24 protein-coding genes are annotated in these 23773 nt (G+C 55.7%); 10 read left to right on the forward strand and 14 right to left on the reverse strand.

The features are described 5' to 3' along the window. Window positions 1–11: 11 nt before the first annotated feature. From AB4Z52_RS27345 to AB4Z52_RS27360, 4 genes are read left to right on the forward strand one after another with little or no spacing between them, the layout of a single operon-like run. Window positions 12–320, forward strand: a complete 309-nt coding sequence (locus AB4Z52_RS27345) for an XdhC family protein (RefSeq protein ID WP_442221029.1) — start codon at window positions 12–14, stop codon at window positions 318–320. Further along, the gene (locus AB4Z52_RS27350; RefSeq protein ID WP_442221030.1) at window positions 320–1015 is read left to right on the forward strand and encodes an XdhC family protein; all 696 of its coding nucleotides are present in this window, start codon (window positions 320–322) and stop codon (window positions 1013–1015) included. Before AB4Z52_RS27345 ends, AB4Z52_RS27350 begins: the two co-directional genes overlap by 1 nt. Continuing rightward, the gene (locus AB4Z52_RS27355) at window positions 1015–2094 is read left to right on the forward strand and encodes a molybdopterin-binding protein (protein ID WP_442221031.1); all 1080 of its coding nucleotides are present in this window, start codon (window positions 1015–1017) and stop codon (window positions 2092–2094) included. Before AB4Z52_RS27350 ends, AB4Z52_RS27355 begins: the two co-directional genes overlap by 1 nt. Next, window positions 2091–2963, forward strand: coding sequence for a hypothetical protein (locus AB4Z52_RS27360; protein ID WP_442221032.1), 873 nt, complete (start codon window positions 2091–2093; stop codon window positions 2961–2963). The genes AB4Z52_RS27355 and AB4Z52_RS27360 overlap by 4 nt, the downstream gene beginning before the upstream one ends. 44 nt (window positions 2964–3007) lie before the next feature. Here AB4Z52_RS27360 and AB4Z52_RS27365 read toward each other — a convergent pair whose 3' ends face one another. From AB4Z52_RS27365 to AB4Z52_RS27400, 8 genes are all read right to left on the reverse strand, one after another. Next, on the reverse strand, window positions 3008–3583 hold the full coding sequence (locus AB4Z52_RS27365; RefSeq protein WP_442221033.1) for an NADPH-dependent FMN reductase: 576 nt from the start codon (window positions 3581–3583) through the stop codon (window positions 3008–3010). After that, window positions 3568–4209 (reverse strand): hemerythrin domain-containing protein, encoded by a 642-nt coding sequence (locus tag AB4Z52_RS27370; RefSeq protein WP_442221034.1) that lies wholly within the window; start codon window positions 4207–4209, stop codon window positions 3568–3570. The genes AB4Z52_RS27365 and AB4Z52_RS27370 overlap by 16 nt, the downstream gene beginning before the upstream one ends. 212 nt (window positions 4210–4421) lie before the next feature. Then, entirely contained in the window at window positions 4422–4853 is a 432-nt protein-coding gene (locus AB4Z52_RS27375) for a DUF302 domain-containing protein (protein ID WP_442221035.1), read from the reverse strand. Then, complete coding sequence (locus AB4Z52_RS27380) at window positions 4850–5617, reverse strand: aquaporin (RefSeq protein ID WP_442221036.1); 768 nt, start codon at window positions 5615–5617, stop codon at window positions 4850–4852. The genes AB4Z52_RS27375 and AB4Z52_RS27380 overlap by 4 nt, the downstream gene beginning before the upstream one ends. Before the next feature lies 1 nt (window position 5618). Beyond that, window positions 5619–5960, reverse strand: a complete 342-nt coding sequence (locus AB4Z52_RS27385; protein WP_442221037.1) for a nitrile hydratase — start codon at window positions 5958–5960, stop codon at window positions 5619–5621. Next, window positions 5960–6613 carry a nitrile hydratase subunit alpha gene (locus AB4Z52_RS27390; RefSeq protein ID WP_442221038.1) on the reverse strand — a complete coding sequence of 218 codons (654 nt, stop codon included), beginning with the start codon at window positions 6611–6613 and terminating at the stop codon, window positions 5960–5962. Before AB4Z52_RS27390 ends, AB4Z52_RS27385 begins: the two co-directional genes overlap by 1 nt. A 1-nt stretch (window position 6614) precedes the next feature. Continuing rightward, window positions 6615–6950 carry an SH3-like domain-containing protein gene (locus AB4Z52_RS27395; RefSeq protein ID WP_130709462.1) on the reverse strand — a complete coding sequence of 112 codons (336 nt, stop codon included), beginning with the start codon at window positions 6948–6950 and terminating at the stop codon, window positions 6615–6617. Between the two features lie 133 nt (window positions 6951–7083). Then, window positions 7084–7920 (reverse strand): alpha/beta fold hydrolase, encoded by an 837-nt coding sequence (locus AB4Z52_RS27400; protein WP_442221039.1) that lies wholly within the window; start codon window positions 7918–7920, stop codon window positions 7084–7086. Between the two features lie 223 nt (window positions 7921–8143). On the opposite strand from AB4Z52_RS27400, the gene AB4Z52_RS27405 reads away from it, so the two are divergent. Together AB4Z52_RS27405 and AB4Z52_RS27410 are read left to right on the forward strand one after the other, a co-directional pair. Beyond that, window positions 8144–9544, forward strand: coding sequence for a dihydrolipoyl dehydrogenase family protein (locus tag AB4Z52_RS27405; RefSeq protein WP_442221040.1), 1401 nt, complete (start codon window positions 8144–8146; stop codon window positions 9542–9544). A 25-nt stretch (window positions 9545–9569) separates the two neighbouring features. Further along, on the forward strand, window positions 9570–10427 hold the full coding sequence (locus AB4Z52_RS27410; RefSeq protein WP_442221041.1) for an alpha/beta fold hydrolase: 858 nt from the start codon (window positions 9570–9572) through the stop codon (window positions 10425–10427). Window positions 10428–10573: 146 nt separating this feature from the next. Here AB4Z52_RS27410 and AB4Z52_RS27415 read toward each other — a convergent pair whose 3' ends face one another. The 3 genes from AB4Z52_RS27415 to AB4Z52_RS27425 all read right to left on the reverse strand — a co-directional run bounded on the left by AB4Z52_RS27415 (window position 10574) and on the right by AB4Z52_RS27425 (window position 14553). After that, window positions 10574–11293: a response regulator transcription factor gene (locus tag AB4Z52_RS27415; RefSeq protein WP_442221042.1), complete on the reverse strand. Its 720-nt coding sequence runs from the start codon at window positions 11291–11293 to the stop codon at window positions 10574–10576. Between the two features lie 4 nt (window positions 11294–11297). Next, window positions 11298–11537, reverse strand: a complete 240-nt coding sequence (locus AB4Z52_RS27420) for a DUF2188 domain-containing protein (RefSeq protein WP_442221043.1) — start codon at window positions 11535–11537, stop codon at window positions 11298–11300. A gap of 289 nt (window positions 11538–11826) precedes the next feature. Beyond that, complete coding sequence (locus AB4Z52_RS27425; RefSeq protein ID WP_442221044.1) at window positions 11827–14553, reverse strand: ATP-binding protein; 2727 nt, start codon at window positions 14551–14553, stop codon at window positions 11827–11829. An 891-nt stretch (window positions 14554–15444) separates the two neighbouring features. On the opposite strand from AB4Z52_RS27425, the gene AB4Z52_RS27430 reads away from it, so the two are divergent. From AB4Z52_RS27430 to AB4Z52_RS27445, 4 genes are all read left to right on the forward strand, one after another. Next, window positions 15445–15987: an NAD(P)H-dependent oxidoreductase gene (locus AB4Z52_RS27430; RefSeq protein ID WP_442221045.1), complete on the forward strand. Its 543-nt coding sequence runs from the start codon at window positions 15445–15447 to the stop codon at window positions 15985–15987. Window positions 15988–15990: 3 nt separating this feature from the next. Beyond that, on the forward strand, window positions 15991–17883 hold the full coding sequence (locus AB4Z52_RS27435) for a monovalent cation:proton antiporter-2 (CPA2) family protein (RefSeq protein WP_442221046.1): 1893 nt from the start codon (window positions 15991–15993) through the stop codon (window positions 17881–17883). A gap of 21 nt (window positions 17884–17904) precedes the next feature. Beyond that, a complete protein-coding gene (locus AB4Z52_RS27440; RefSeq protein ID WP_442221047.1) occupies window positions 17905–19188 on the forward strand; it encodes a c-type cytochrome in 1284 nt (427 codons plus the stop codon). Window positions 19189–19683: 495 nt separating this feature from the next. Beyond that, window positions 19684–20550: an aldo/keto reductase gene (locus AB4Z52_RS27445; protein ID WP_442221048.1), complete on the forward strand. Its 867-nt coding sequence runs from the start codon at window positions 19684–19686 to the stop codon at window positions 20548–20550. Window positions 20551–20656: 106 nt separating this feature from the next. On the opposite strand, the gene AB4Z52_RS27450 is transcribed toward AB4Z52_RS27445, so the two are convergent. The 3 genes from AB4Z52_RS27450 to AB4Z52_RS27460 form a co-directional block, all read right to left on the reverse strand. Continuing rightward, complete coding sequence (locus tag AB4Z52_RS27450; RefSeq protein ID WP_442221049.1) at window positions 20657–21895, reverse strand: MFS transporter; 1239 nt, start codon at window positions 21893–21895, stop codon at window positions 20657–20659. Window positions 21896–21974: 79 nt separating this feature from the next. Next, window positions 21975–22733 carry an SDR family oxidoreductase gene (locus tag AB4Z52_RS27455; protein ID WP_442221050.1) on the reverse strand — a complete coding sequence of 253 codons (759 nt, stop codon included), beginning with the start codon at window positions 22731–22733 and terminating at the stop codon, window positions 21975–21977. A 129-nt stretch (window positions 22734–22862) separates the two neighbouring features. Then, window positions 22863–23681: an alpha/beta fold hydrolase gene (locus AB4Z52_RS27460; RefSeq protein WP_442221051.1), complete on the reverse strand. Its 819-nt coding sequence runs from the start codon at window positions 23679–23681 to the stop codon at window positions 22863–22865. Between the last annotated feature and the right edge of the window lie 92 nt (window positions 23682–23773).

Below are 23773 nucleotides of genomic sequence, written 5' to 3' on the forward strand. Positions count from 1 at the left end.
GGAGATTGGAAATGGATCCTTTGCGATTGGCGGAGGAGTGGTTTCTTTCTGGCCGACAGGTTGCTGTCGCGACAGTTTTGAAGACATGGGGATCTGCACCGAGACCAGTCGGCAGCTGTTTGGTTATCGATCAGGAGGGCAACTTTGAGGGGTCAGTCTCGGGCGGCTGTGTTGAGGGCGAGGTCATCTCGCAAGCGATTTCGGTGATTGAGACCGGCCGTCCCACCCTTCTTGATTTCGGCGTGGCAGACGAAACAGCGTGGCGAGTCGGCCTTTCATGCGGCGGCAGAATCGAAGTCTTTGTGGAGAGGGTCGACTGATGCAATTCTCCGAACTTACAAAGACAAACAAGCTTAGGGCCAGTCGAACGCCGATTGTTGAGATCGTCGATTTAAGATCGGGCAACCAAACTCTTCATCTGGATCGAATTCCAGAGAACGATCCCCTCCGCGTTGAGATCGAGATCGCCTTGATTGACGGTATCTCTCGCCGGGTCTCGGTGGGAACGGAAAACTACTTTCTCAGAGTTCACGTCCCCAAAAGGCGCATCGTCGTCGTCGGGGCCGTCCACATCACTCAGCACCTCGCTCCAATGGCATCTGCAACAGGCTTGGAAGTTTTAATCATCGACCCTCGTGAAGCGTTTGCTTCCGCCGCGAGATTTCCCGATGCGACGATATATTCGCTTTGGCCGGAGGAGGCGTTCGCTGCCATTCAACTCGATAGATCGACCGCAGTTATTGCGGTCACCCACGATCCGAAAATCGATGACCCGGCGATTGTTGCAGCGCTCTCGCACGGTTGCTTTTATGTCGGCGCCCTCGGAAGCAGAAAGACACACGCTGCTCGTCTTGATCGATTGCAAAGTCACGGGTTCTCTCGTGAGCAACTACTGCCTATCCGGGCGCCAATCGGCTTGGACATCGGTGCTCGCACGCCAGCGGAGATCGCTGTGTCGATCCTCGCCGAAGTCATCGCTTTTCAGACGGGCAGGGTAGGTAGGGAGCTGATCTGATGTTCGGTATCATGGAAACCAGAACAGCTCTCGGAGCTATCTTGGCACACAAGGTCAGTGCGGAAGGCAGAACTTTTCAAAAAGGACATAAGCTTACCCGGGAAAATCTGAGTTTCCTGGGCTCTTTAGGAATCTCACAGGTCACGGCACACCGTATCGAACCCGACGAGGTTGACGAGGAGAGTGCGGCAGATCTTGTTAGTAGGGCGATTGGTGCAGAGTACATGAGAATTGCCCCGGCCGTGGGTGGTCGGATGAACTTCTACAGCCAGGCGGATGGACTGTTCGTCGCCGACAAAAAGTTGGTCGACATATTCAACAGCATTGACCACGCCATCACGTTCGCCTCCTTGGCAGATCGCATTTCCGTAAAGGCGGGAGAAATGATCGCTACCGTGAAGATCATTCCGCTCGCAGCCCCAAGGTCGGCGGTCGAAGCTGCAGCGTCGGTCGCAAAGATAGGATGCATGATCAAGGTCATGCCGTTCCGTCGCCACACGGTCAGTTTGATCGCCACTCAGTTGCCCAGCCTATCCGAAAAAACGATGAGCAAGACAGCTCGCATTCTTGGTGGGCGGCTCATGGAGAGGAACAGCCTCCTTCTGCCCGAAACACGGGTGGCTCATTCCGCGGAGGCAGTTGCCGCGGCTTTGAAAGTAGAGGTCGAGACGCGCCCGCGCAGTGACCACATGATTGTCATCTTTGGGGCTTCCGCAGTTGTCGACAAAAACGACGTAATTCCGGAGGCCATACGCTTGGCAGGTGGTGTGGTGGAACGCGTCGGCATGCCTGTGGACCCAGGCAATCTCCTGGTTCTCGGCAGGGTCGGCGATATTCCTGTGATCGGTGCGCCGGGTTGCGCTCGCAGTTCGTCTGAAAACGGACTGGATTGGGTCCTGGATAGGTTGATCGCGGGCGATCACCTCGATGGCCTGGATATCAGTCGGATGGGGGTAGGAGGTTTGCTCAAGGAAATTTCGGCACGCCCGCAACTCCGTGAAGAGCCAGCTCGGGGCGCTCATTTTCTGGATGAAGAGTCGGTAAGCGCACAATTGCGCGAACGTGAGAGAACCATATGAACATCCAGCCAACGGAAATTCAAGCAAGCACCTCCGGGACAATCCGCGCAATCGAGGCCGAAGCATGGATCGACATGCTGGATGCCGCACCGCCGTTGGCTCGGAAGCAGTTGGGAATCGCGACTTTCCGGAGCGACAATGCGTGCTTCCTAGCCTGTCGCGAGCTTCCTGCCGTGCCCTTCAATCGCGGATTTGCCGTTGGACCGCAGTGGTCGGCTAACGATAAGGAGATGATGGAAGGGTTGCGATGGCTAGATCGCAACGCATCGAAAACATGGGTAATTCAAGTTGACGAGGAGGGCTTCAACGCTTCCAGTGCCGCTCTGCTACGAATGGGGATCGTCCAGGAGGACAGTGGTTGGATAAAATTCTTCTCCAGACCGGTCGATCACATTGTGCCGAACGAACCCCGGATCGAAATAGCCGACGGCGGCCGCAAGGCGACCGACTTCGCCAACGTGATCAACGCGGGGTATGGCTTTCCAACGGCGACCTTCGAGTGGTTCAAGGCGCTTGCCAACCGGGACAGGTGGACCTGCTATGTCGCATACGTTGATGATGAGCCTTGCTCAGCAGGAGCGGCTTTCGTCGGATCTGCTGGGGCATGGTTCGGCATCGATGCGACTCTTGCCACCGCGAGGGCGAAGGGCCTCCAGTCAGCAGTGATAGCGCGGCGTTTACGCGATGTCAGGGACAAGGGAGCCGTCATCGCAATGGCCGAGACTGGTCGACCTGCGACCGTCGATAGTCCATTGGGCACGAGCTTCAGGAATTATCAGCGGGCGGGCTTTGAGGTTCAGCACTATTCGGCGAACTTCGCTCGGGATCCGAACGTCCTGCGCGGTGCAACGCCCGTTTTGATGATGTAGTGAAGAAGCGCAACCTGATGGTACGCTTCTTCTTCGGCCGATAATTACTGGGCGGGCTGACGCATTGGCTTCAGGGCCACCGCCCACTTGTGCAGTTCTCCCAGGAGCGTGGTCGTTCCAGAGGTGACTGCTTCGTTAGGCGTGAAAATGCCTTCGTCATTGATGAATTGGGTATAGAAAGGCACGGGAACCGGCTGGTTGATTGCCACCACGTTTACGTTTCCTAGCAACTGACGAAGTTCCTGGGCGCCGCGTAGGCCGCCTGAAACGCCGCCATAGCTGACGATTGCTGCTGGCTTATATGTCCACTCGTGGAAGAGGCACTGGATTGCGTTCACGAGAGCTGCCGAAACGAAGTAGTCATATTCCGGTGCAACAAACAAAAACGCGTCAGCTGAGGCTACGCTTTCGCCCCACCGCTTCGTATGCTCGTGCTCATACTTGCGCATTGCAGGATGGGCTGGTTCATCCAGAAGCGGCAGCGCGAAATCTGCGAGATCCACCAGCTCGGCGTCGAACTGGCCGTGCTCCTTGGCGAATTGTTCGACCCATTTTGCCACCGTCGGACCGTTGCGGCCCGGGCGAGTGCTGCCGATTATAACGTTCAACTTAAGTGCCATCTGGTTACCTCTCTGGCGTCAATGGGCCCTAAAGGTCCGGTTCGGATTTTCTGACGTGCGGGCTCGCTAAAGAGGATGCTGTAGAAACCAAGGGCTTCTTCCAGCTCCGCCTGTTCGTAGCTAAAATGCGAGCGAACTACCTTGTCGAGGACGTCAAACGTCGTTTTGGCTGCGGAGAAGGTGTCGGGACCGGGTTGCGTGAAAATCAACGCAACATTGGCCGAGAGCTCGTCCAGGATCTGGCCAATTATCCAATGCTCGTCTGCAAGGCGTTCAACAACTCGCTTCAGTCCCTCGGCGCCATTCGCATGGAGAATCGGAAAGAATTCTTCGTCCTCTGCTCGGTGGTGAAAATCCAGGAACTGGCATTCGCGGCCGCACAGATTGCCGAAAGCTCTGTAGTTCTTCAAAAGCTCGAGCGAATCGATGTGCCCGGCCCATTCTCCAGCAGCAATTTCACCAGCTTCGACCATGTCCATCATCGCCTTGGTCTCGTCCAGAGCAACAACGTGCATTTCGTGAATCATCGCCAGCTTCTTGCCTGTCGTTCGATGTGCGAGCGTCGCGCCGGGAATTGGTGGGGCCTTTGGCCGTGTTTTATCGTCGAGAAGATCGAACACTTTCATGAAATTCACTGCCGTTCATTTCGTCATTGAACCAGATGGTGCAGTTCCCCTGCAACCAACATTCGGAGGGTCGGTATCCAAATGATCCCATTGTATCGCTGGGAAACTAGAACCATATTTAGCCCGTCTTGATTAACCCGGGGGGCGCTGTGACGGCGCGGAGCAAGAAGTGGTTGCAGGCGCCTTGGCGCCTGCATTAACGGTAATAGCGGTCATTTTCTTACTCCCATGGTGCTTTCGTCAAGCGAGGGCGAGACGGTGTTGACGGCTTCATCAGCGGCGCCAGCAAGCGCCTGGCTCATTTTGAGGATGACGGCTTTCGCATCCAATTCGTGCCGCTCGGCGACGAAAGACGGCTCGTTATACGAAAGCCAATGTCCGTCGGGGGTGCTCCAAGCCAATGCCTTCAGCGGCAGATCGATGCCCGCCCGCTGGTCGCGCTGGAGCAATTGGGTACCGACTTTGGGATTGCCAAATATCGTCAGCAAAGTGGGGCCCAACTGCAATCCCACGGCTTCCGCGTCGGCAGCGAAGTCTATTCGAGCAAAAACCTTCATCCCGCGTGCGACAATCGCTCGCTCGAATGCCGCCATAGTATCGGCTGGGCTGGTACGGGCCTTCAGAACAGTCAGCCCCGGCGTCATGTGAGCTTCTCCTGAGAAGAGCCAGCGAGTGCGGCGTTTCCTGCAGGCTCAGTGGTGGAGCCGAAGGCGATACTATTGATGCCGATCGCCACGACCATCCCCATCACCTGGGCCGCGACGAAAGCGATGGCAGTCATGGGTGTCAAGGCAACAGGCCCTGAAGCGAATGCGGCAGCTAGCGTCACCGCTGGGTTGTCATAAGAGGTGGATGGAGTGGCGAGGATCGCGGCGACCAACCAAGAGCCGACTGCAAAGGGGGCGGTGTCCCATCTGCTGCTTCGGGCGCATCCGAAGACGACTGTCATAAGTCCAGCAGAGGCTACTAGCTCGCTGAGGAGCATGCCGAAGGAGGGAAATTCAGGAGAGACCATCCGAAACGGGCTTCCAAACATCTGTCCAGCTACCAATGCCCCGACAACGCCACCAATTATTTGAGCGATGACGTAGCCTATGGTGCAGTCGCCCTTGCGCTCGCCCCCAAGCCACTGTGCGAATGTTATTAGCGGGTTGTAATGGCCGCCGGAAACCTTCCCCAGGGCAACGATCAGGCCAACCAGGGATCCAGCGATCGCAATCGCAATTATGAGCGATGCTGCCAACGGCTGAGCTTTCGCGAACGTCGAGACCGCGAGGCCAGACCCGACCATGGCAATCGCAAGAAGCCCGGTTCCCACGCTCTCCACAAAGGCCCGTCTAAAAAGAGATAGGGCGCGGTCGCGTTCGAAAAAGCACCGGACGTCTATGGAGAGAGAGGTCTCGGCCATTTTAGGATGCCGAGTGTTGACTTGCGAGCCAACGCCCTTCGACCTCTTCCATTGTGACTGCGAGTTCACCGGGCGTCAGAATACCCTTCTGGAAGAGGATATTGGCAAATGCGACGATCCATCGCTCATAGTAGGAGAGCTTGCCGACCATTTCAGAGCCGAGTGCCTCAACACCGCGGCGCTTTTCCTCGGTGTTGATTATTTTGTGAAAGTCGAGGACGTCAGCCAGAGCATGGCAACGCTTCTCCCAAGGAAGTAGCTCGTGCTCAACGCGTTCGACTTTTCCGGCAGACTCGCCACCGATATCGTTCGGTAGTTTTTTGACGAGTAGTTCTGAGCCCATCACGCGGCCTCCTTTTCGTAGCGTACAGGGATCACGCCGATCATCGCGTCGCGTGTGACGAGGTCGGCGAGCTCTTCTTCGCTCAGAGCTTCTGTTCCAACAGGGCGCAAAGGCAGGACCAGGTATCGGATGACAGCCGTGGAGTCGCTGACGCGGATCTCAACGTCGTCCGGGATGTGAGTGCCGAACTCCTCCAGCACCGCTCTCGGTTCGTGGACGGCGCGAGCTCGGTACGGCTTCAGTTTGTACCAGTCTGGTGGCAGACCAAGGACGGGCCGGGGATAGCAGGAGCACAAGGTGCAGACGATCAGATTGTGGACGTCCGCCGTGTTCTCAAGCACGATCAGTTGGGTATCGTCATAGAATGTGATGCCCAGTTCTTCGCAGGCGGTGCGTCCGTTTTCCAGGAGCCGTTCCTTGTAAGCGGGATCCATCCAAGCCCTGGCGACGACCTTGGCGCCGAGTGCGGGAGTTCGAGAGTCGAGGACTTCGATCTGCCTTCTGATCTCGTCGGCACCGAAAAGCTTGCGCTCAACCAGCAGTTCTCTGACTGCGGTTTCCATTATCTCGTAGTATCCAGGATGCTCGTCGGCCGTGATAGCCTCGTGAGGGTGATCATGATCATGATCATGATCGTGGCCGTGGTCGGTCATCTCAAATCCTTTCCAGCCAATTTTCGAATATCTCAATTCTCAAGCCGTCGTTGGGCGAGCCCACGTAGTCGGACCAAATCTCCGTCATCGGGATGGCGATGCGGTAGTAGTGCCCTTTGGAACCGGCGTTGCGTCCATAGGCCTCTTCTTCGTTATCGACGGCCATCGTAGGGATGACTGCCTCTACGGTTCCGAGTTTCCCGCGCAGGTAAGTTGGCATGCGGTAGTGCCCAACAGGCGAGCGGGTAGCGATCGTTACGCGATCGCCTGGCGCGAAAGCGGGTACCTCGCCTAGCGCTGGCACAACTCCGCCGATATGCGTTGCCGCAGTCTGCATAAGGATTCTCCTTGAGAGCAATTGGCTTCAAAATGACTGAGCGCGAGCCACATTCTTGTAAGATGCTGTCGCCGCGGAATTCGGATCACAAAGTGGGTGAAGAACGTCGGCAACTCAAACTTGCACGCTCCATTTATACCGACCTGTAACCGTCCATGATCCAGCTTGAGACCAGTCGTGCATAGTCCGCCGAGGCATCTTCCCAAACGAAATGACCTGCCTCGACGATCTCGGCCCGGCTGTGGGGAAGAAGTCCTGCCAGGAAGTCCCCATTTGATGGGGGAACAAGCGGGTCATCTTTGCCGGAAATAACCAAAACTGGCGTCTGAATGTCGGGAAGGAGCTTTTCGAGCCGGGGCAAATCGGTGGAATAGGCCCGAACGAAATCTGCAGCTTCGTTCCAGCGTTGGCCCTCAGAAGACAGTCGGTAGTCTTCGAGGATCTCCGTTGGAACTGTAACTCTCGCTGAACCTGAAACGAATTTCACGACCTGTTCGCCGCCGTCCGAGCCGACATATGCGGCTTTTTTCGATGCCACCACCTGTGCCAACGACTCGCCCAGCAGGGTCATGCTGGCGCCTCCGCTGCCTGCAACGATGCTCTCGAAAAGGTCTGGCCGTTTGGATGCGGCGAACAGCGCGGCCAAGGTACCCACGTCGGGTGCGATAACGTGCGCCCGGTCGATTCCGAAGGCAGCCATGAGTTTTATCACGAAATTACCCATCGCGTCCGGCGACATCAAATCTTCCCGGGCTTGAGATTGACCGAATCCCGGGAGGTCTACCGCGATAACGGATCCGAGCTTGCAGAGGTCCGACCAAACGCGATTGAAAGCAAAGATACTCTCCGGCCAGGGAGCCGTCAGAAGCAACGGGATGCCATTTTCCTTCCCCGCCTTCACGTATCGTACCGACACGCCATCGACGGACAGGTGGTCGATCTTCTCTTTGATAAAGATGCCGTTAGCCATGTGAATACTCCTCATTTTCGGCACCTTGGCCGCGACTGAATTCCCCCCAAACTCGCAGGTGAGCCCGCTCCGGTCTTTGACGATCCGGCTTTTGTTTTGAGGAGGGTATGCTTGTCTCGGCGCTGGTGGCTATGAACGCTTGGTCGCGGCTAGAGATCGAATTTTACAAGACCGCGTTCTGAGATTTCAGCTTCATAGGGGCATCAACGTAACGAGGTGCACCATGAATTCGGTCGACAAATTCAACATTTTGATCTTTGGCGGTGGCAAAGCTGGCAAGACGCTGGCCATGGACCAAGCGAAGGCGGGCAAGAAGGTAGCGGTCGTTGAGGCGGGTCTCATTGGTGGCTCGTGCATCAACATTGCTTGCATTCCCAGCAAGACACTTATCCGTAGCGCCGAAGTCGTGCATTCGATGAAGGGAATTTCCGAGTTCGGGATCACGGCCGACAACGTCCGTAGCAGTCTCGATCTTGTTCGCGATCGCACCGCGCGTGTCGTGGCGGAGATGGTTGCCACAAACCAAGCCGGTTTCGACGCAAGCGGCTTCGATCTTGTCTTGGGCTGGGGTAAGTTCATCGCCCCGAAAACAATTCAGGTTGAGACCGCGTCTGGAACGAGAACTGTTTCGGGAGAACAAGTTTTTATCAATTTGGGAACGACAGCAGACGTACCAGATCTTCCGGGTCTCGCGGACGCAGCTCCGATCACCCACGTCGAAGCTCTGCAGCTTGGCGACCTTCCTACGAAGTTGATCGTAATCGGCGGTGGCTACATTGGAATGGAGCTGGGCCAAGCGTTCCGTCGCCTGGGTTCAGAAGTCACCATACTGGAGCGGGGACCTCGGCTTGCTCCGCGGGAAGACATAGACGTCAGCGAAGGCATTCTGAAGATCCTCAGTGGCGAGGGGATAGAGGTGGCGCTCAGCGCCTACGACCTCTCCGTTAGCGGGCGCTCAGGCGAGAGTGTCACTGTTCGTAGCGCGGATGGTCGAGTATTCGAGGGATCGCACATCCTCGTGGCCTCGGGCCGACGTCCCCGAACAGCGGGCATCGGGCTCGAACTGGCAGGTGTAGAGGTCGACGATCGAGGTTTCATCAAGGTTGACGACCATCTTCGGACGACCGCCGACGGCGTCTGGGCGATGGGTGAAGTGGCCGGAACTCCTATGTTCACCCACGCGTCCCTCGATGACTACCGCGTGGTCAAGAGCACGATGACGGGCGGCAACCGAACCACAAAGGGTCGAATGATCCCATACTGCGTCTTTATCGATCCGGAATTTGCTCGGATCGGGATGAACGAAGCGGAAGCGCTCAAGGAAGGCATTGGGTACCGCGTCGCGAAGCTTCCGATGGATGTCGTGCCGCGAGCAAGAACCCTCTCACAACGCAAGGGGTTCATGAAAGCGCTCGTCGCGGTCGATTCCGACGAGATCCTTGGTTTCAGCATGCTCGGCGTGAACGCAGGCGAAGTAATGAGCGTCGTTCAAATGGCGATGCTCGGTGGTCTGCCCTTCATAACGCTTCGCGACGGGATATTCGCCCATCCAACCATTACCGAGGGGCTGAATATGCTGTTTGCGAACGTATCGGCATCAGCTGTTGTTCGCAAAGCCGCATGACATCGATTTAATAGGACAGAGATCAATGACCTTGGAAAACGCTACAAACACCGAGACGAAATACGCAGACTTGGACGGGCGACGCATTGCCTACCGTTTGATCGGGCAGGGAACGCCACTCGTTCTAGCGGTCCGTTTCAGGGGGACACTTGATGCCTGGGATCCCCTGTTTCTCGACGAGTTGGCCAAGGACTTCACTGTTATCACCTTCGATTATACCGGCTTGGGTGCATCCACTGGAGAACCAACCTACGACAGAGCATCGCTGGCGAAGGACGCCAAGGACCTGATCGATTTTCTTGGATACAAGAAGGTTGTGATGGGCGGCTGGTCGCTCGGAGGTGTCGTAGCTCAAGTCTTCAGCCTGACGTATCCGGAACTGGTCTCCCATCTGGTTTTGATCGGAACTGCCCCTCCAGGCCATTCCAAGATCAGCGGAGACCCACTCTTCATGAAGACCGCCATGAAGCCTGTAAACGACCTCGCCGACGAAGCAATCCTGTTTTTCGAGCCTGAATCTCCCCGGAGCAAAGAGGCTGCACGATTGTCTCACGAACGTATAGCTGCTCGAAAAAATGACCGCTCGCCCATGATTCAGGAGGCAACGTTCATGAAGCTTCTGAGTGAAGCAAAGGACCGTACCACCATGTTCCCGGACCCGAATGGGCAGCAGATGGAGGATATGGCCGCTGGACGCCATCCGGTCCTCGTCATCAGCGGCGACCACGACATCGCCTGCCCGGTCGACAATTGGTTCGAGGTATCGACCTTCTGGCAGTCGCTTCACATCGTAACAGTGCCGCAGGCCGGTCATGCACCCCAACATCAGGTGCCTGAATACGCTGCGGAAGTGATCGCGTCCTTCGTCAAGCGAATCCGATAATCAACGCTTGCTGTGAGCTTCTAATCGCCCTTCTTACCACCATGGAGACTTAAAATGCCGTTCCGAGCTGTCCATTTAGCTCACCCTGGCTTTGCCATTGCTATGCCGTTGCCAGAGGTGCCAAGCACCTCGCGATGCATCCGCCTTCAGATTAATCCAAGTCTTGACGCCGTTGCCACCGCTTGTGTGCGCGTTACCGCATCGAGCTTTTCCATGGCGGCCCTGAGATAGCCATCGATTGTGTGATTGGAGAGCGCAAGTATTTGCCCGATTTCGCGGCTCGTTTTACCCGCGCTGGCCCATCGGAGGCATTCTCTCTCGCGAGGTGTCAAAACGTCATTTGCCCGCGAACGCGAACTATATGAGTCTACCGCTCCCATAAGCGCCATCATAAGCATCGCCATCTCTTCGTGGCGGTCGATCTTTCGCCGACCAGACATTAGACAAACGTAACGTCGCTGTTCTGAATCTGAGAGTGCAACCGCGAACGTGAACGAGAATCCCTCGTTGATGAAAATCCCGTCTTGAGGTCTGTGATCAGGGTGAGGGGCTCGGGCGAGAAGTAGTGGTATCGTCGGCACTGGAAGGACGGTCCGCTCAAGCCTCCTGATAAGGGGGCTTTCAGTCAATAGGTTTCGAGATTTGTAGGCGTTCAGCAGATCGGTGGGCCAGTTGGTCGCCAGAACGTTGTCGGCAAACAGTGGGCGCCCTGGCGCCGGGAAGGTCCCGAACAGAAAGTAACGAAAGTTATAGCCCTTCAACATCGAGCGGAAACGCGATTGCAAGGCGTTAAGCCGGGCAATCTCGCTTACGATACGAGCTGGATCAGAGCTCTTGGTCTTTCGATGTTCCCAACGAGCAGGCATCTTGCTAGCCGTCGACGACCTCAGTCTCTGGTCTGTCGGTGCCAAGGGAATATTCGCGATGCCATTTGCCGTCGGTCGTCTCAAAAGCAATTTCGGTGTCGCGGCCTGCTATCTGCTGTCGCTGCGCGGCAATCCTTGCAGCCTCCAAGGCATCGTCATGTGTATTGAAGGGCTCTGACCAAACGTCATCAAGACGGTACGCAAAGCCACCGTCATGGGGGCCAATGTGATAGGTGATATGCATTCGAAATTCTCTCTAAGTCGCTGGAAGTCATCGCCGATTAATGAAGATGGTCTCGGTAGCGGGCGGGAACCTGGGTGTGGTGCGCACCTGCCTTTCCGAGGATTGCATCGAGCGCGATTGAGAACACTGCTGACCTGATGATCAGCAGTAGGGAACCCGTCGAATAGCCACCTCTGAATATGCTGTTGATCGTGTCGCATTTGCTAATCCGGATCGAGTGGCGATCCGATAATGCGCCGCGGATGCTTATACGATCTTGTAAGTTTCGGCTGTGACAGATGGCTGGAGACTACGCGAATTTACGTGCTTCAGAGACGTCCAAGGACAAAGCTTCACCCTCAAAAAAGGAAAGTGTCTCCGCTAGCCTCTCGCGCTCTGTCTGACCATGAGGTTCCGCCGCATGTTTTGCGAGACTGGTCGCTGATCTAAGTTCCCAAAACTTTGCGCCTTGTTCGGTTGCAAGATCGTATCCACGACGTATCAGTTCCCGGCCATCTTGAGCATTTTCAAGAAGAAGTCGCTCTCCCTTCAATCGGTACAATTCCGCACGGCACCACCCTGCGTTCTTTGAAAGCGCACGATCCAACGTCTCGTCATCGGCGAGGTGACCGCCTGCCATAAGGCAATTTTCGAACCGAGCACCCTTCGCATTCCTGAGGCTTTGATTAAACTCGTCCGAGTTGCCCGACTGGACGGCTTTAGCGACATGATGGAACGTCGTGGCCCATTCTTGCCACCGAAGGAGCGAGTTCTTCGTTGCTTTTTCGGCTAGATGGTTGAGAAGCCGAACTCCGAGATCATGGTCTCCCATGCCAAACGCAGTTGGACATGCGGAAACCGAAAGGAAGAGGCAGTACGAGATGGCGTGATCTAATGCGCTAGCTTCGTCAAATGTCGAGGCAAGCAAGGTCCTCGCCTCTGAAAGCTTTCCCTGAACCCACAGAGTCTTGACGACCGTCGATAAGGCACTGATGCGCTGATCATAACTCGCTCCGTTGTTGAGAGTCCCGCGGACACCTCCCCTTGCGAGTTCGAGTGCAATTTGCGCGTGTGTCAACCCGGCATCAAAGTTTCCTATGTAATGGAAGTTGTGAGCAAGGAGGCGGCTCGCTGCATTCGGCAGTACGTTCCCAAAGAGGTCGTTGAAACGGTGCGCAAGTGATATCGCCTCGACGTAGTCACCATTCATGGTGTGGATTGCCGTCATTCCTCCGACCGCGCGGAGCGTGTTCATGTGGTCACGCAAATTCTCGGCAATGGATTTGGCTTTGGAAAACTCTTGGATTGCTTCCTGGTCACGTTCCGAACTCTTGATGTGGTATAGGGTGCCGCCATGAGAGACCCGTAAGTTCATCTCAGTAAGTGCGTCGACCTCGTCTAGCTGATCGAAGTAGGCGAGGGCGCGTTCGAGGTGCGTGAGCTGCTCAGCCATCAGGCCAAGCTGGGTCCAAATGATATTGGAACTGGCCACAAGCTCAATTCCGGCTCGCGTCTCGCCGTCCTTGGAAAATGCCCACTCTAGTGCGCTCCGGAGTTCGTGAACCAAGCCTCCGTGTTCGTTGAGCCAACTACCGGTATCCAGAACAGTCCAATCGCGCTCAGCTTCAGCAAGCCGAACGCGGCAAAGCTTGGCGTGAGCCAATTTGCAGGATTGATCAAAACCGGAGTGGGCGAGTTTGGTCGCCGCATATTCCTTTGTGGTGACCAAGAGCCGATAGTTGCCGCCTGCGCCGGAGACGTTGAGCAAAGACTTCAGAAACAACCCGTCAAAGGCATCGTAGAATTCTTCGTCGGAGACATCATCAGCAGCAACCCACCTTGCCTGGTCCGCAGTGAATGTACCAGCAAAAACAGAAAGCCGGTCTAACAGGTCCTTTTGGGTGGGCTCTAGCGTGTTGTAGCTCCAGTCCAAAGCGGCTCTTAGCGTTTGTTGACGGGGCGGTGCGGTACGACGACCTCGCCGTAACAGAGCCAGCGGGTCCGCGACCGAGCGATGAAGACTTTCGAGATCCATATCGAACGCTCGCGCAGCTGCGAGTTCGATAGCCAAGGGTATGCCATCGAGCCTGCGGACGATATCGGCCGCCAAAGTCATTGCTTCGGGGCGTGCAAAGTCACTTTCATCGGCCACGAGGCCTGCGAGAGAAATGAAAAGTTCTAATCCAGCATATTTTGATGGGTTTACGGCCGATGAACCCTCAGGGGGAACCTCCAAAGGTGGAAGTTGCCGCACGCGCTCAAGAGACGCCCGCAATGGCTCCCGGCTTGTCGCCAAAATAGTGGTCAATGGCGAAGCCTTTAAAATTTCCTCGGCGGCACGAGCGGCTTCATCGACAACATGCTCGCAGTTATCAAAAACCAAGAGGGTGGCGCTCTTTTGCAACTCGCCGACAATCGCTGGGAGAACATTCGATCCGTAGACACTTAGTCCCAGCTGGCTTGCCAGCGATGGCAGCAATGTCTCGCCAGTGGAATGGGCGGCGAGATCCAGGAACAGCACGCGATACTGCTCGCTTAGCAATCTGGCCACGGCTATTGCGACGGATGTTTTGCCAATGCCGCCAGCACCAGCGATCGTAAGGAGCCTCGTTGTCTTAAAAAACTCAGCGGTCGTTCGTATAAAATCTTCCCGACCAAGGAGCTTGGTAGCCGTTCTCGGCAATGTCGACTTATCGATCGGATTCGCTGGACGGTTTGTCGTCGCGGAAGGACTTACTCTGACAGCCGGTAGAAACTGGTATCCTCGGCTAGGAACATTTTCGATAAATTTCCGAGCTTCATCCCCGAGTGACTTCCGAAGCGAGACGAGATGGACTCTCAGCGCACCTTCTTCCACGATCGTGGTTGGCCAAACCGTCCGAATAAGCTCTTCTTTACTGACCACCTGTCCGGCCCGCGTGGCAAGTGCGGCAAGAATATCAAAGGCTCGGCTACCAAGGCGAAGTGCTTTCCCATCCGCAGACAGCCGCCGATTTTCGATATCTAGCTCGAAGCTATCGAAATATAAGACTGACATGCCGCCCCCAAGATTCAGCTTGGCTTACTTTTTCAGTTTCGGGTTCTGCACCGCCGCGCCTGCCCTTACAGGTCTTCGGCCGGTCTTTCAAGAAGTTCTAATTCGTAGTTTTGGATCGAGTTTTCCCTCTTCAGCCTTGTAGAATACTGCCTCATTTCTCATCAGCTCGCCAGAGGTCGATGTGGTGGAATCATAAACGGCCCCGTTATAAATATGCGCCCCCAAATCGATGACTGAAATCGACTTGGAGCCATACCGCGAGCAATAACAGGCTCTGCACGCGAAACGATGACAAAAACGCCGGGCTGTGGAGTAGGGTCTCCGAATCCCCGATCGAGATCCCGCGCTTTCGCAGGATGTGTGGAGCGCTAGAAAGCCATCAGATAACAGGATCGCGGGTGACGAGCGCGAAGACCTCTCGGGCAAGGTGGTAGAAATGCTCCCCCCTCAACCTCCTACTTGCGATGCCATAATGCTGGCCCAACCTGGCCGGAACCCCTGTATTTATTCAATTTCTGCGCAGCCTCATCGAGCAGCTTCATGAAACTTCTGGGGTCGATACCATCGGCTCGGTTCAGCAGTGCTATTAATGGATCTGACCTCATCTCAGTAATTGTAAGCGTTTCGGGCATCGGAGCCTCCTTTGACGCGTTGGAGGCTAACCGAGTGGGTGGAGAATTCTTGTCAAAATCGAGTGCGGCGTGTGTGTTTGCTCGCTCCTGCCGGATCGTCCAATAAATGGAGAGACCAACCCTTTAATGACGATGACACCGCACCGTTGACGTGGTGGCGAATTGGTTCGCGGACTGTGTGGCAAGAGAAGGTACCAGAATGCGTGTCCTAGTTCTGTTTGCGCATCCCGCACAACGGAAATCGAGTATTAATCTCGCAATGGCCGATGTGGCCCGTAGAGTCGACGGTTTGACGTTCGTTGATCTCTATGAGGAATATCCTCGCTTCCAGATCAATATCGATCGAGAGCAGGAACGCTTGCTGGACCACGATGTCATTGTCTTCCAATTCCCGATCTACTGGTACTCGACGCCTTCGCTTCTGAAAGAGTGGCAGGACCTCGTGTTGGAGTACGGATTCGCCTATGGTCCACAGGGGAAGCTGCTGGCTGACAAGTTCGCGCTTATTTGCGTCACCACAGGTGGTCGCGAAACCGACTACTCGACCACTGGTGGCAATAACTACCCCCTTCGCCAGTTCCTGCTGCCTCTGCAGCAAACCGCGACGCTCTGCGGAATGAAGTTCCTGCCCCCATTTGTTCTTCACGCCGCCAATCACATCGGCACGATGGAGGCGCAGCGACATATTGCATCATACGGCGCTCTCTTAAGGGCGATCACAGCCAACCAGCTTGATCTTGATGAGGCGCTGGCCCGCGACGCAATATTCCCGGCTGATTTGCCGATCATGGCGGAGCACTAGGCTATGGAGGGTTTAACGTTCTATGCCCTGGCATATCTCGCCGCAGCCGTCTTCGCCGTCATCCTCTCGCGGCGGCTTGGGCTTGGTTCAGTTGTCGGCTACATCGCCGCTGGCGTGATTGTCGGTCCCGTCCTTCACGTCTCTGGGGCGGGATCTGAATATCTCGAACAATTCTCGGAATTTGGCATCGTGATGATGCTCTTTCTCATTGGGATGGAAATCGATCCGCAGATGGTCTGGCGGCTCAGAGGCAAGCTCATCGGCTTGGGCGGCCTGCAAGTCGTTCTGACTCTCGTGGCAGTCGGCGTCTTCGGAAGGTTGTTGGGGTTCTCTTGGCAGCAAAGCGCACTGTTCGGCTGTGTCGTCGCGTTATCTTCAACTGCAATCGTTCTGCAGACCCTTGAAGAGAAAGGGCTCCTGGAGTCCGACGGTGGAAGGGCGAGTTTTGCGGTCCTGCTTTTTCAGGATTTGGCAGTCATTCCTATGCTGGCCTGTATTCCTATACTTGCTTCGGTCACCACTATCACTAACAGTGCTCATGGAGAAACATTTTTTGCGACGATACCGGGGTGGGCATCTGCACTCTTGACGCTGGGAGCTGTTGTCTTCGTTGTGGCCGCCGGACACTATCTTTCGCGGCCCGTCTTTCGCGCAATAGCACAACTAGGCCTTCGGGAAGTTTTCACCGCTGCCGCCCTGCTAGTAGTCGTTGCCATAGCGGCCCTGATGTCCGCAGTTGGCCTTTCCCCAGCTCTAGGCGCCTTCCTCGCAGGCGTCGTGTTGGCAAACAGCGAGTTTAAGCACGAACTTCAAAACGATATAGAGCCCTTCAAAGGGCTTCTGCTCGGTCTTTTCTTTATGACGGTCGGTGCAAAGATCGACCTTTCGATACTGCTGCAGCATTGGGCGATCGTCCTCGTCGCGACGTTGGCGATGATGTTGATCAAGGTTGGCGTTCTCCTACCATTGGCATCGCTATTCCGACTTCGGGCGACGGCAGCCTGGCTATTCGCACTCGGCCTCGCCCAAGCGGGAGAATTCGGCTTTGTGTTGCTCTCATTGGGACGAGAACGAAATATCTTTTCGGAGGAGATGGTCTCGATTTCGATACTTGTTATCACGTTGGGGATGGTCCTGACGCCCGGTCTGTTCATCCTATTTGATCGCATCGTGACCTTGCTGGACAGTCGCGGTGCGACCCGGGCCGACGACGAGCCCGAAGAGGGCACTGTCATCGTCGCCGGACTTGGACGCTTCGGCCAAATTGTAAACCGGATGCTGCTGGCGAACGGACACAAGCCGGTCGTGCTCGATTTCCGCGCAGACGTGGTTGATGATCTGCGAAAGTTCGGAATACGGTCATTTTTTGGAGACGCGGGGCGGCCTGACCTCCTTGACTCGGCGGGCCTCACGAAAGCGGACGTCATCGTTGTTGCAATTGACGATCCAGATCGCGCGGTTCAGATCGTGACCTACGCCCGACGAACCAACCCGGGTATCAAGATTGTCGCCAGGGCTTACGATCGGCTGCACTACTATCGCCTCTCCGATGCTGGCGCGGATTACATCGTTCGAGAACTTTTCGGTAGTTCTTTGGAGGCCGCGGTCCTGACATTGCGGTCGCTGGGCATGCACCCCTATGAGGTCGAAAAGAGAAGAAACGTGTTTATCGAGCAAGACCTAGCTGGATTGAAACGGATGGCGCCCCTTTTTGATGGCGTCACGCCCGTATCTGACAATCCTGACTTCATCGCCGGATTTAATGACATCGGGAAAGTCATCGAAAATGCGATGCTCGGCAACCGAACGGCGTACAACGACTTGGTTCGACGGGGTTGGACACCACCCGTGCTCGACGATAGTCACGCTCTGAAAGCTGAGCAATCGCGGCAGTAAATTGCCACAGGAGCGGTTGGAATGAAGCGTTTTCAGAAACTGATAATCGCCGCTGTGGCTCTGGGATGCGTAGGTGGGGCGGGTGCCGGTTTCTTTTTCTTCTGGCCACATTCCCTGCCAGATGTTTCGGCGAGTGCACTGCAGCCCACCGGCGCAGCCCTGATTGCACGAGGCGAACATCTGACGATCGCGGCGGATTGTGCTGCCTGTCACACGACGAAAAGCGGGAAACCGTTTGCCGGAGGCTTGCCCTTCAAACTGCCGTTCGGGACTATCTACTCATCGAATATAACGACAGATCCAGAGCATGGGATCGGTGCCTGGAGTGACGCCGAGTTCGTCCGTGCGGTGCGTTCCGGGGTAGGGGCTCACGGCGAGAACTTATATCCCGCGTTTCCGTATGCGTCCTACGCCCTGATGACGACTGACGACATCTTGGCGGTCCGGGCGTATCTCCGCACACTGGCACCGGTGAGTGAGGACGCGCCATCAAACTCGCTTGCGTTTCCCTTTAATCAACGTTGGCTTATGCGCGGTTGGAACCTCCTCTTTCTCCCGTCTCGTCCTTTCGAGAATGACCCATCTAAGGATGAGCAATGGAATAGGGGAGCATATCTTGTGGAGGCGCTCGAGCACTGCGGCGAGTGCCATACACCGAGAGGTTTGATGTTCCAGCGCAAACAGAGCGAAGCGTTGTCGGGCAGCGAAGTGGATGGCTGGAAAGCCTGGAACATCACGTCCGATCCAGATAGCGGGATCGGCCTCTGGACAAACGATGAGATCAGTTCCTTCTTATCAAAGGGGCATGCTAACGGGCACGGACCCGCGGGCGGTGCGATGCGTGAAGCGGTCGACCTGAGCTTGAGCAAGCTCCCAACATCGGACATCGAGGCTATAGTCGCATATCTACGGACGGTTCCTCCAATAGAGAGCGACGAGAAGGTTCGAGTGAAGCGCACGAGTTGGATCCAGAACGCTTCGTCCAAAAATTCGGACGGGCTTGGTTCGCGGATCTTTGCTGGTGCGTGCGCCAGCTGTCACGGGCTCGGCGGTGACGGATTGGTGAACAGCCGGGCAAATATTATTGGCGCCCATGCGTTGGCTGATGTCGATGGCAGCAATTTTATCCGGGTTGTCCTTCAAGGATCTTCAGACAGTATGGCAGCGCCGGGTCGGACGATGCCCGCGTTTGGGGCGATCTACAATGACGCGGAGATCGCAGCGTTGGCGAACTTCGTCATTGACGACATTGGTAAGAAGAAGGGCGCCGTTACAGCAGAAGACGTTGCGAAGGCACGGAAGTGAACTACCAGGTCATGTTGACAAAGTGGCTCCCAAAGGGCCGGAAGGATGATTCAAGACTGCCGTTCAGGAGGTGGGTTGCGATCGGACGGACGCGGAAAGTGCACCGACAGCTTTCGCGGTTGCACCGCCGTTGTGACCCAGCACATTGTTCAAAGCCGCTGGCCTTCGCTTACACAGCGGGTTGCCGTTTGTCACGTGAGCGCCAAGAAGATTTGAATTGAACGGCTCCTTTCGTCTGAAGCGCCAGAAAGTTTGCCGCTTCAGGTCACATTATCTGCTCCGCTCGACGAACGAGGATGTGTCTCTGATTGTAAGCGGACATTAGTGCGGTGCTGTTTGCATCGACTGTAGTATCCGGCACCCCAGCGGCGGGTTGGCGGTTCATACCGAACCCAAAACGCTCCAATCTTACAATAAAGTCCCGGCCAGCGCCTATACGAGGGAGGGAGGCGCCTGTCGGCAGTCGAAAATCGTCGCAATTGAGAGATCTCAGCTATGTCAGATAAGAATTCAAATGCAGCCGAAGCCGGTACCTTTGCGATAGGCTCGACGGTAGTCAATCGGTTGGGTTTCGGCGGAATGCGGATCACCGGTCGAGGTGTTTGGGGTCAGCCGCAAGACCCAGCTGAAGTCGAACGGACACTCAAGAAATTACCAGAGTTGGGCGTCAACTTTATTGACACGGCCGATTCCTATGGGCCCGGCGTATCAGAAGAACTGATCCGAAAAGCTCTCCACCCTTACGATCGGCTGTTGATTGCCACGAAAGCCGGGTTGACCCGGCCCGGCCCCGATCAGTGGGCACCGGATGGCCGTCCCGAAAAGCTGGTGGCCCGTGCTCACGAAAGTCGCGAGCGACTTGGTGTCGAGAAAATTGGGCTGTGGCAATTGCATCGGATCGACCCGCGTGTCCCACGCGATGAACAGTTTGTCGCCATCCGAAGCCTGCTCGACACCGGCGTTATTTCGAATGCTGGCCTGAGCGAGGTCTCAGTCGAGGAGATCGAGGCGGCTTCTAAATATTTCAAAGTTGCTACGGTTCAGAACCGATACAATCTCGTCGATCGTTCCAGCGAGGACGTTCTTGATTACTGTGAGGAGAATGGGATCGGCTTTATCCCGTGGTTCCCTCTGGCAGCTGGCCAACTCACCAAGCGTGGCTCCGTGCTTGACATTATTGCTGAGAACCACGGGGCGACCCCGAGCCAGATCGCATTGGCATGGGTGCTGAAACGAAGCCACGTAATCATTCCGATTCCGGGCACGTCAAAAGTAAGCCATTTGGAAGAAAATGTCGCTGCGGCAGGCATCAAACTTAGCGACGAGGAGTTCGCATCCCTCGATGCAGCCGGTCGCCAGTGACACAGCAATCGGCCCGACAAGCTCGCTTGAGTTTGTCGGGCCGACAGGCAAAAGGCTGATGTTTTTGAATAACTTCATCAGGGAAATTATGCCGTCAATGCCAGTTCTATTTCCTCGCGAAAAGGTAGTTTAGCGTTAGCGAGATTGCTTCTGCAACAGCAGCTGCAATACCAATGGCCCACACAGCATCGAGGCCAATAATCCCCGCACCCAGCGCACTTCCGATCGAGAAGCCCAGATACATTGTCGAAGTGTTCAGGGATAGCGATACCGAAGCCTGAGAAGGAGACGATGCTGCAATCAATCTGGCCATCTGAGCGGGGAAGAAGGACCAGACGCTGAAACCCCAGACGCCGATAGCCACTAAGGCAGGTATTTGAGCCGCTGCTGGACCAAGGACGGTCACTGCTGCCAAAACAGCAAACGAGCAGCCGAGCAGAATGAGCGACGCCGTCACGACCCTTCCTGATCCGAACCGGTCGTTCAGGGCGCCACCAGTGGTCACACCTATCGCTGCCGCAAATCCCCACATTGAGACCGCAGCGCCAATCCCTGAGGTACCAAAACCCAAGACAGTAGTGAGGTATGGTGCGATGTAAGGGTAGGCGGTATAGGCCCCAATTGACCAGAACAGAGTGATGGCAAGCAATTTGAGAATTGGCGCTTGCCGAATGACGCCTATGCGCTCCGACAAACTTGCGACGGACATGCCTTCACCCGCCGTGCGGACGATCCCCACAATAATACCGACGATCGCCACAAGGCCCATCACAGCGACGGCGAGAAACGTCGTCCTCCATCCAAAGGCGTGACCGACCAGGGATCCCAGCGGTAATCCCAAAGCGATCGCGATGGTCATGCCACCACTGACGATAGCAAGCGCTCTTCCTCTTCGAGCGGGCCTGGCGATTGCCCCAGCCAGAGCGTTCGCGTTCGGAACGAATAGTCCTGCTGCGACGGCCATAAGTAAGCGAGAAACCAGAAGGGTGGAGAACGTTGCCGAGAATGCTGCCACGAAGTTGCCCACGGCGAAAATAGTCATGGCAACTAACAATGTGTCGCGGCGATGTAGACGCCCAGTGATCACCGTGGTGGTCGGGGAACTTATGGCCAAAGTGATCGTGAAGACAACCACGAGCATCGCGGTCGCTGACAGGCTCATGCCGAGATCAGCGGCAATTGTCGGCAACAGAGGCGCGATCATGAAACCCTCTGTGCCTATTGCGAATGTTCCAAGCGCTAGAAAATAGGCAGGCATCAAAGATGGCGTTGGATCAGGGGATCCCAACGTCGAGGAAAGTGTCTCAGTGGCAATCTTCGGTGTCAGATTCAGGCGGTCAGACATGATGAAGGTACCCTTAACTGCGTTCTTCTCGGCCTTCCCGTCTAACCGGCGGGAAGGCCGATGGTTTACTGTCCAATATTCAAACGGGGATTGGGTCTGCTACGAGGGCCGCGTTGAAGTCGTGAACGAGTTGATGTTCTTTCAGGCCCGGGTTATCGCGAAGAGCTGTGATTTCTTCGACGAAGACCTCTGGAGCGTCGGTGGCGAGGCCCGCCATCGTTTTTTCGATAAACACATCCAGCGGCATTGCCCGTGGATCGCCGCTCTTCTTAACGAGGTCTGTGTCAACCCACGGCGGAGCGATCTCCTGAACCTTCACGTTGGTGTCCCGCAACGCAAAACGCTGGGACAGTGAATAGGAATGCAGCGCAGCCTTGGTCGAGGAGTACACCGCGTTTCCAGCAAGAGGCACGAACGCAAGAACGGACGTGTTATGAATGATAGTCGCGTCCGATTGGGTCTTGAGGTGGTCGACAAGTGCCGAGGTCAGGCGAATTGGGCCAAGCAGGTTTGTCTCGATGATATTCTGCGAAACGGAATCGTCGATTTTGCCTGCCGGATCGTCGAACGGCATAATACCCGCATTATTGATGAGCACGTTGAGTTTCGGATATTCAGAGATCAGCTTTGTCGCCACCCGCTCGATATCCGCAGCGTCGGCGATATTCAGCTCGATTCCGTCGATTCCTGGATTGGCGGCCGAAACCTCATCAAGCATCGCCTTGCGGCGACCGGCGATGATCACCTTGTTGCCAAGCTTGTGAAACGCTTCAGCAAGGGCGCGGCCAATCCCCGAAGTGCCGCCCGTGATGAAGATTGTGTTGCCAGTCATTTTCATTAGTCGCTCCATCTATTTTCGGTGCCAACTTTCTGGCTTGGCAACCGTGTTTCGATGGGAGAATGATGGCGGAAAATCGTGGTGGCTCAAATGCCATTGAAACGGCGATTTCGGACATTCGATGTCTCGTTACGCTTCGAGGAAGCGCGTTGCGTCCTCAATGAATTCTTCGGCATGTTGAAAGAGCGACGCGTGACCCGAGTCTGGGTAAACGATGAATTTCGCGTCGGGGACCTGCTGAGACAGGACAAACGAACAATAGGCGGGGGCTACAATATCTTGTGCGCCTGCGACGACGAGTATTGGCAATTTAAGTTCTCTTGCTCGATGTAGTATTCCTGGCCAGCGCGTGAAGGCTTGAACTTGCTCCATAAAGGCGAGGGCGCTTACTCCTGGAGATCTGTCGGGCTGGTTTGCGATCCGGCGGATCGAGGTTCGACCGCATGACACCGCAGCTTCCGTCTCGGGATAAAAGAGGTAGAGAAAGTCTTGTTCGTCGTTTTGCTGCTTCGCCAAAACGGTAGCAACACGGGGTTGTTGGCGCGGTCCTTCGGCGATTGCGCCTGGCGTCGCTCCGACAAGGATCATCCGACGCAATAGGTGGGGATAATCCAAGGCAAGCTGCTGGGCGACCGCGCCCCCGAGAGACCAACCCAAAACATCAGCATGACGCGGAGCGACTTGGAGAATTACCTCCGCGGCAACGCTGGCCATGGATTTTATGCTGTTGAGCGAACTGCCCTGAGACAAACCGACGCCCGGATTGTCAAACCGCACGACTTGGTGGTCGCGGGAAATCGATTTGATGAACGCCGGATCCCAATCGTCCATTGTGGCTCTGAAACGAGGAAGGAGGACAAGCGGCGTGCCCCTTTCTGGGCCATTGGTCCGGATAGCAATTTCACCATGCTTGGTTTGGACTGAGTGGATCTCCGGCCCTGAAGGCATTTATTGGCTCCCGACGTACCTACTGCTGGCCCATTGTAGCCAAAGTTCAGTTTGTCTCATATGACAGGTATCCGTCGTTTTAGGACTTTGAC

The sequence above is a fragment of the Rhizobium sp. 2YAF20 genome (assembly GCF_052114685.1).
Lineage (GTDB): Bacteria > Pseudomonadota > Alphaproteobacteria > Rhizobiales > Rhizobiaceae > Rhizobium.

Coding starts and splice junctions, on each gene's coding strand:
- AB4Z52_RS27345 (WP_442221029.1), top strand. CDS start 12: ATGGATCCTTTGCGATTGGCGGAGGAGTGGTTTCTTTCTGGCCGACAG.
- AB4Z52_RS27350 (WP_442221030.1), top strand. CDS start 320: ATGCAATTCTCCGAACTTACAAAGACAAACAAGCTTAGGGCCAGTCGA.
- AB4Z52_RS27355 (WP_442221031.1), top strand. CDS start 1,015: ATGTTCGGTATCATGGAAACCAGAACAGCTCTCGGAGCTATCTTGGCA.
- AB4Z52_RS27360 (WP_442221032.1), top strand. CDS start 2,091: ATGAACATCCAGCCAACGGAAATTCAAGCAAGCACCTCCGGGACAATC.
- AB4Z52_RS27365 (WP_442221033.1), bottom strand. CDS start 3,583: ATGGCACTTAAGTTGAACGTTATAATCGGCAGCACTCGCCCGGGCCGC.
- AB4Z52_RS27370 (WP_442221034.1), bottom strand. CDS start 4,209: ATGAAAGTGTTCGATCTTCTCGACGATAAAACACGGCCAAAGGCCCCA.
- AB4Z52_RS27375 (WP_442221035.1), bottom strand. CDS start 4,853: ATGACGCCGGGGCTGACTGTTCTGAAGGCCCGTACCAGCCCAGCCGAT.
- AB4Z52_RS27380 (WP_442221036.1), bottom strand. CDS start 5,617: ATGGCCGAGACCTCTCTCTCCATAGACGTCCGGTGCTTTTTCGAACGC.
- AB4Z52_RS27385 (WP_442221037.1), bottom strand. CDS start 5,960: ATGGGCTCAGAACTACTCGTCAAAAAACTACCGAACGATATCGGTGGC.
- AB4Z52_RS27390 (WP_442221038.1), bottom strand. CDS start 6,613: ATGACCGACCACGGCCACGATCATGATCATGATCATGATCACCCTCAC.
- AB4Z52_RS27395 (WP_130709462.1), bottom strand. CDS start 6,950: ATGCAGACTGCGGCAACGCATATCGGCGGAGTTGTGCCAGCGCTAGGC.
- AB4Z52_RS27400 (WP_442221039.1), bottom strand. CDS start 7,920: ATGGCTAACGGCATCTTTATCAAAGAGAAGATCGACCACCTGTCCGTC.
- AB4Z52_RS27405 (WP_442221040.1), top strand. CDS start 8,144: ATGAATTCGGTCGACAAATTCAACATTTTGATCTTTGGCGGTGGCAAA.
- AB4Z52_RS27410 (WP_442221041.1), top strand. CDS start 9,570: ATGACCTTGGAAAACGCTACAAACACCGAGACGAAATACGCAGACTTG.
- AB4Z52_RS27415 (WP_442221042.1), bottom strand. CDS start 11,293: ATGCCTGCTCGTTGGGAACATCGAAAGACCAAGAGCTCTGATCCAGCT.
- AB4Z52_RS27420 (WP_442221043.1), bottom strand. CDS start 11,537: ATGCATATCACCTATCACATTGGCCCCCATGACGGTGGCTTTGCGTAC.
- AB4Z52_RS27425 (WP_442221044.1), bottom strand. CDS start 14,553: ATGTCAGTCTTATATTTCGATAGCTTCGAGCTAGATATCGAAAATCGG.
- AB4Z52_RS27430 (WP_442221045.1), top strand. CDS start 15,445: ATGGCCGATGTGGCCCGTAGAGTCGACGGTTTGACGTTCGTTGATCTC.
- AB4Z52_RS27435 (WP_442221046.1), top strand. CDS start 15,991: ATGGAGGGTTTAACGTTCTATGCCCTGGCATATCTCGCCGCAGCCGTC.
- AB4Z52_RS27440 (WP_442221047.1), top strand. CDS start 17,905: ATGAAGCGTTTTCAGAAACTGATAATCGCCGCTGTGGCTCTGGGATGC.
- AB4Z52_RS27445 (WP_442221048.1), top strand. CDS start 19,684: ATGTCAGATAAGAATTCAAATGCAGCCGAAGCCGGTACCTTTGCGATA.
- AB4Z52_RS27450 (WP_442221049.1), bottom strand. CDS start 21,895: ATGTCTGACCGCCTGAATCTGACACCGAAGATTGCCACTGAGACACTT.
- AB4Z52_RS27455 (WP_442221050.1), bottom strand. CDS start 22,733: ATGAAAATGACTGGCAACACAATCTTCATCACGGGCGGCACTTCGGGG.
- AB4Z52_RS27460 (WP_442221051.1), bottom strand. CDS start 23,681: ATGCCTTCAGGGCCGGAGATCCACTCAGTCCAAACCAAGCATGGTGAA.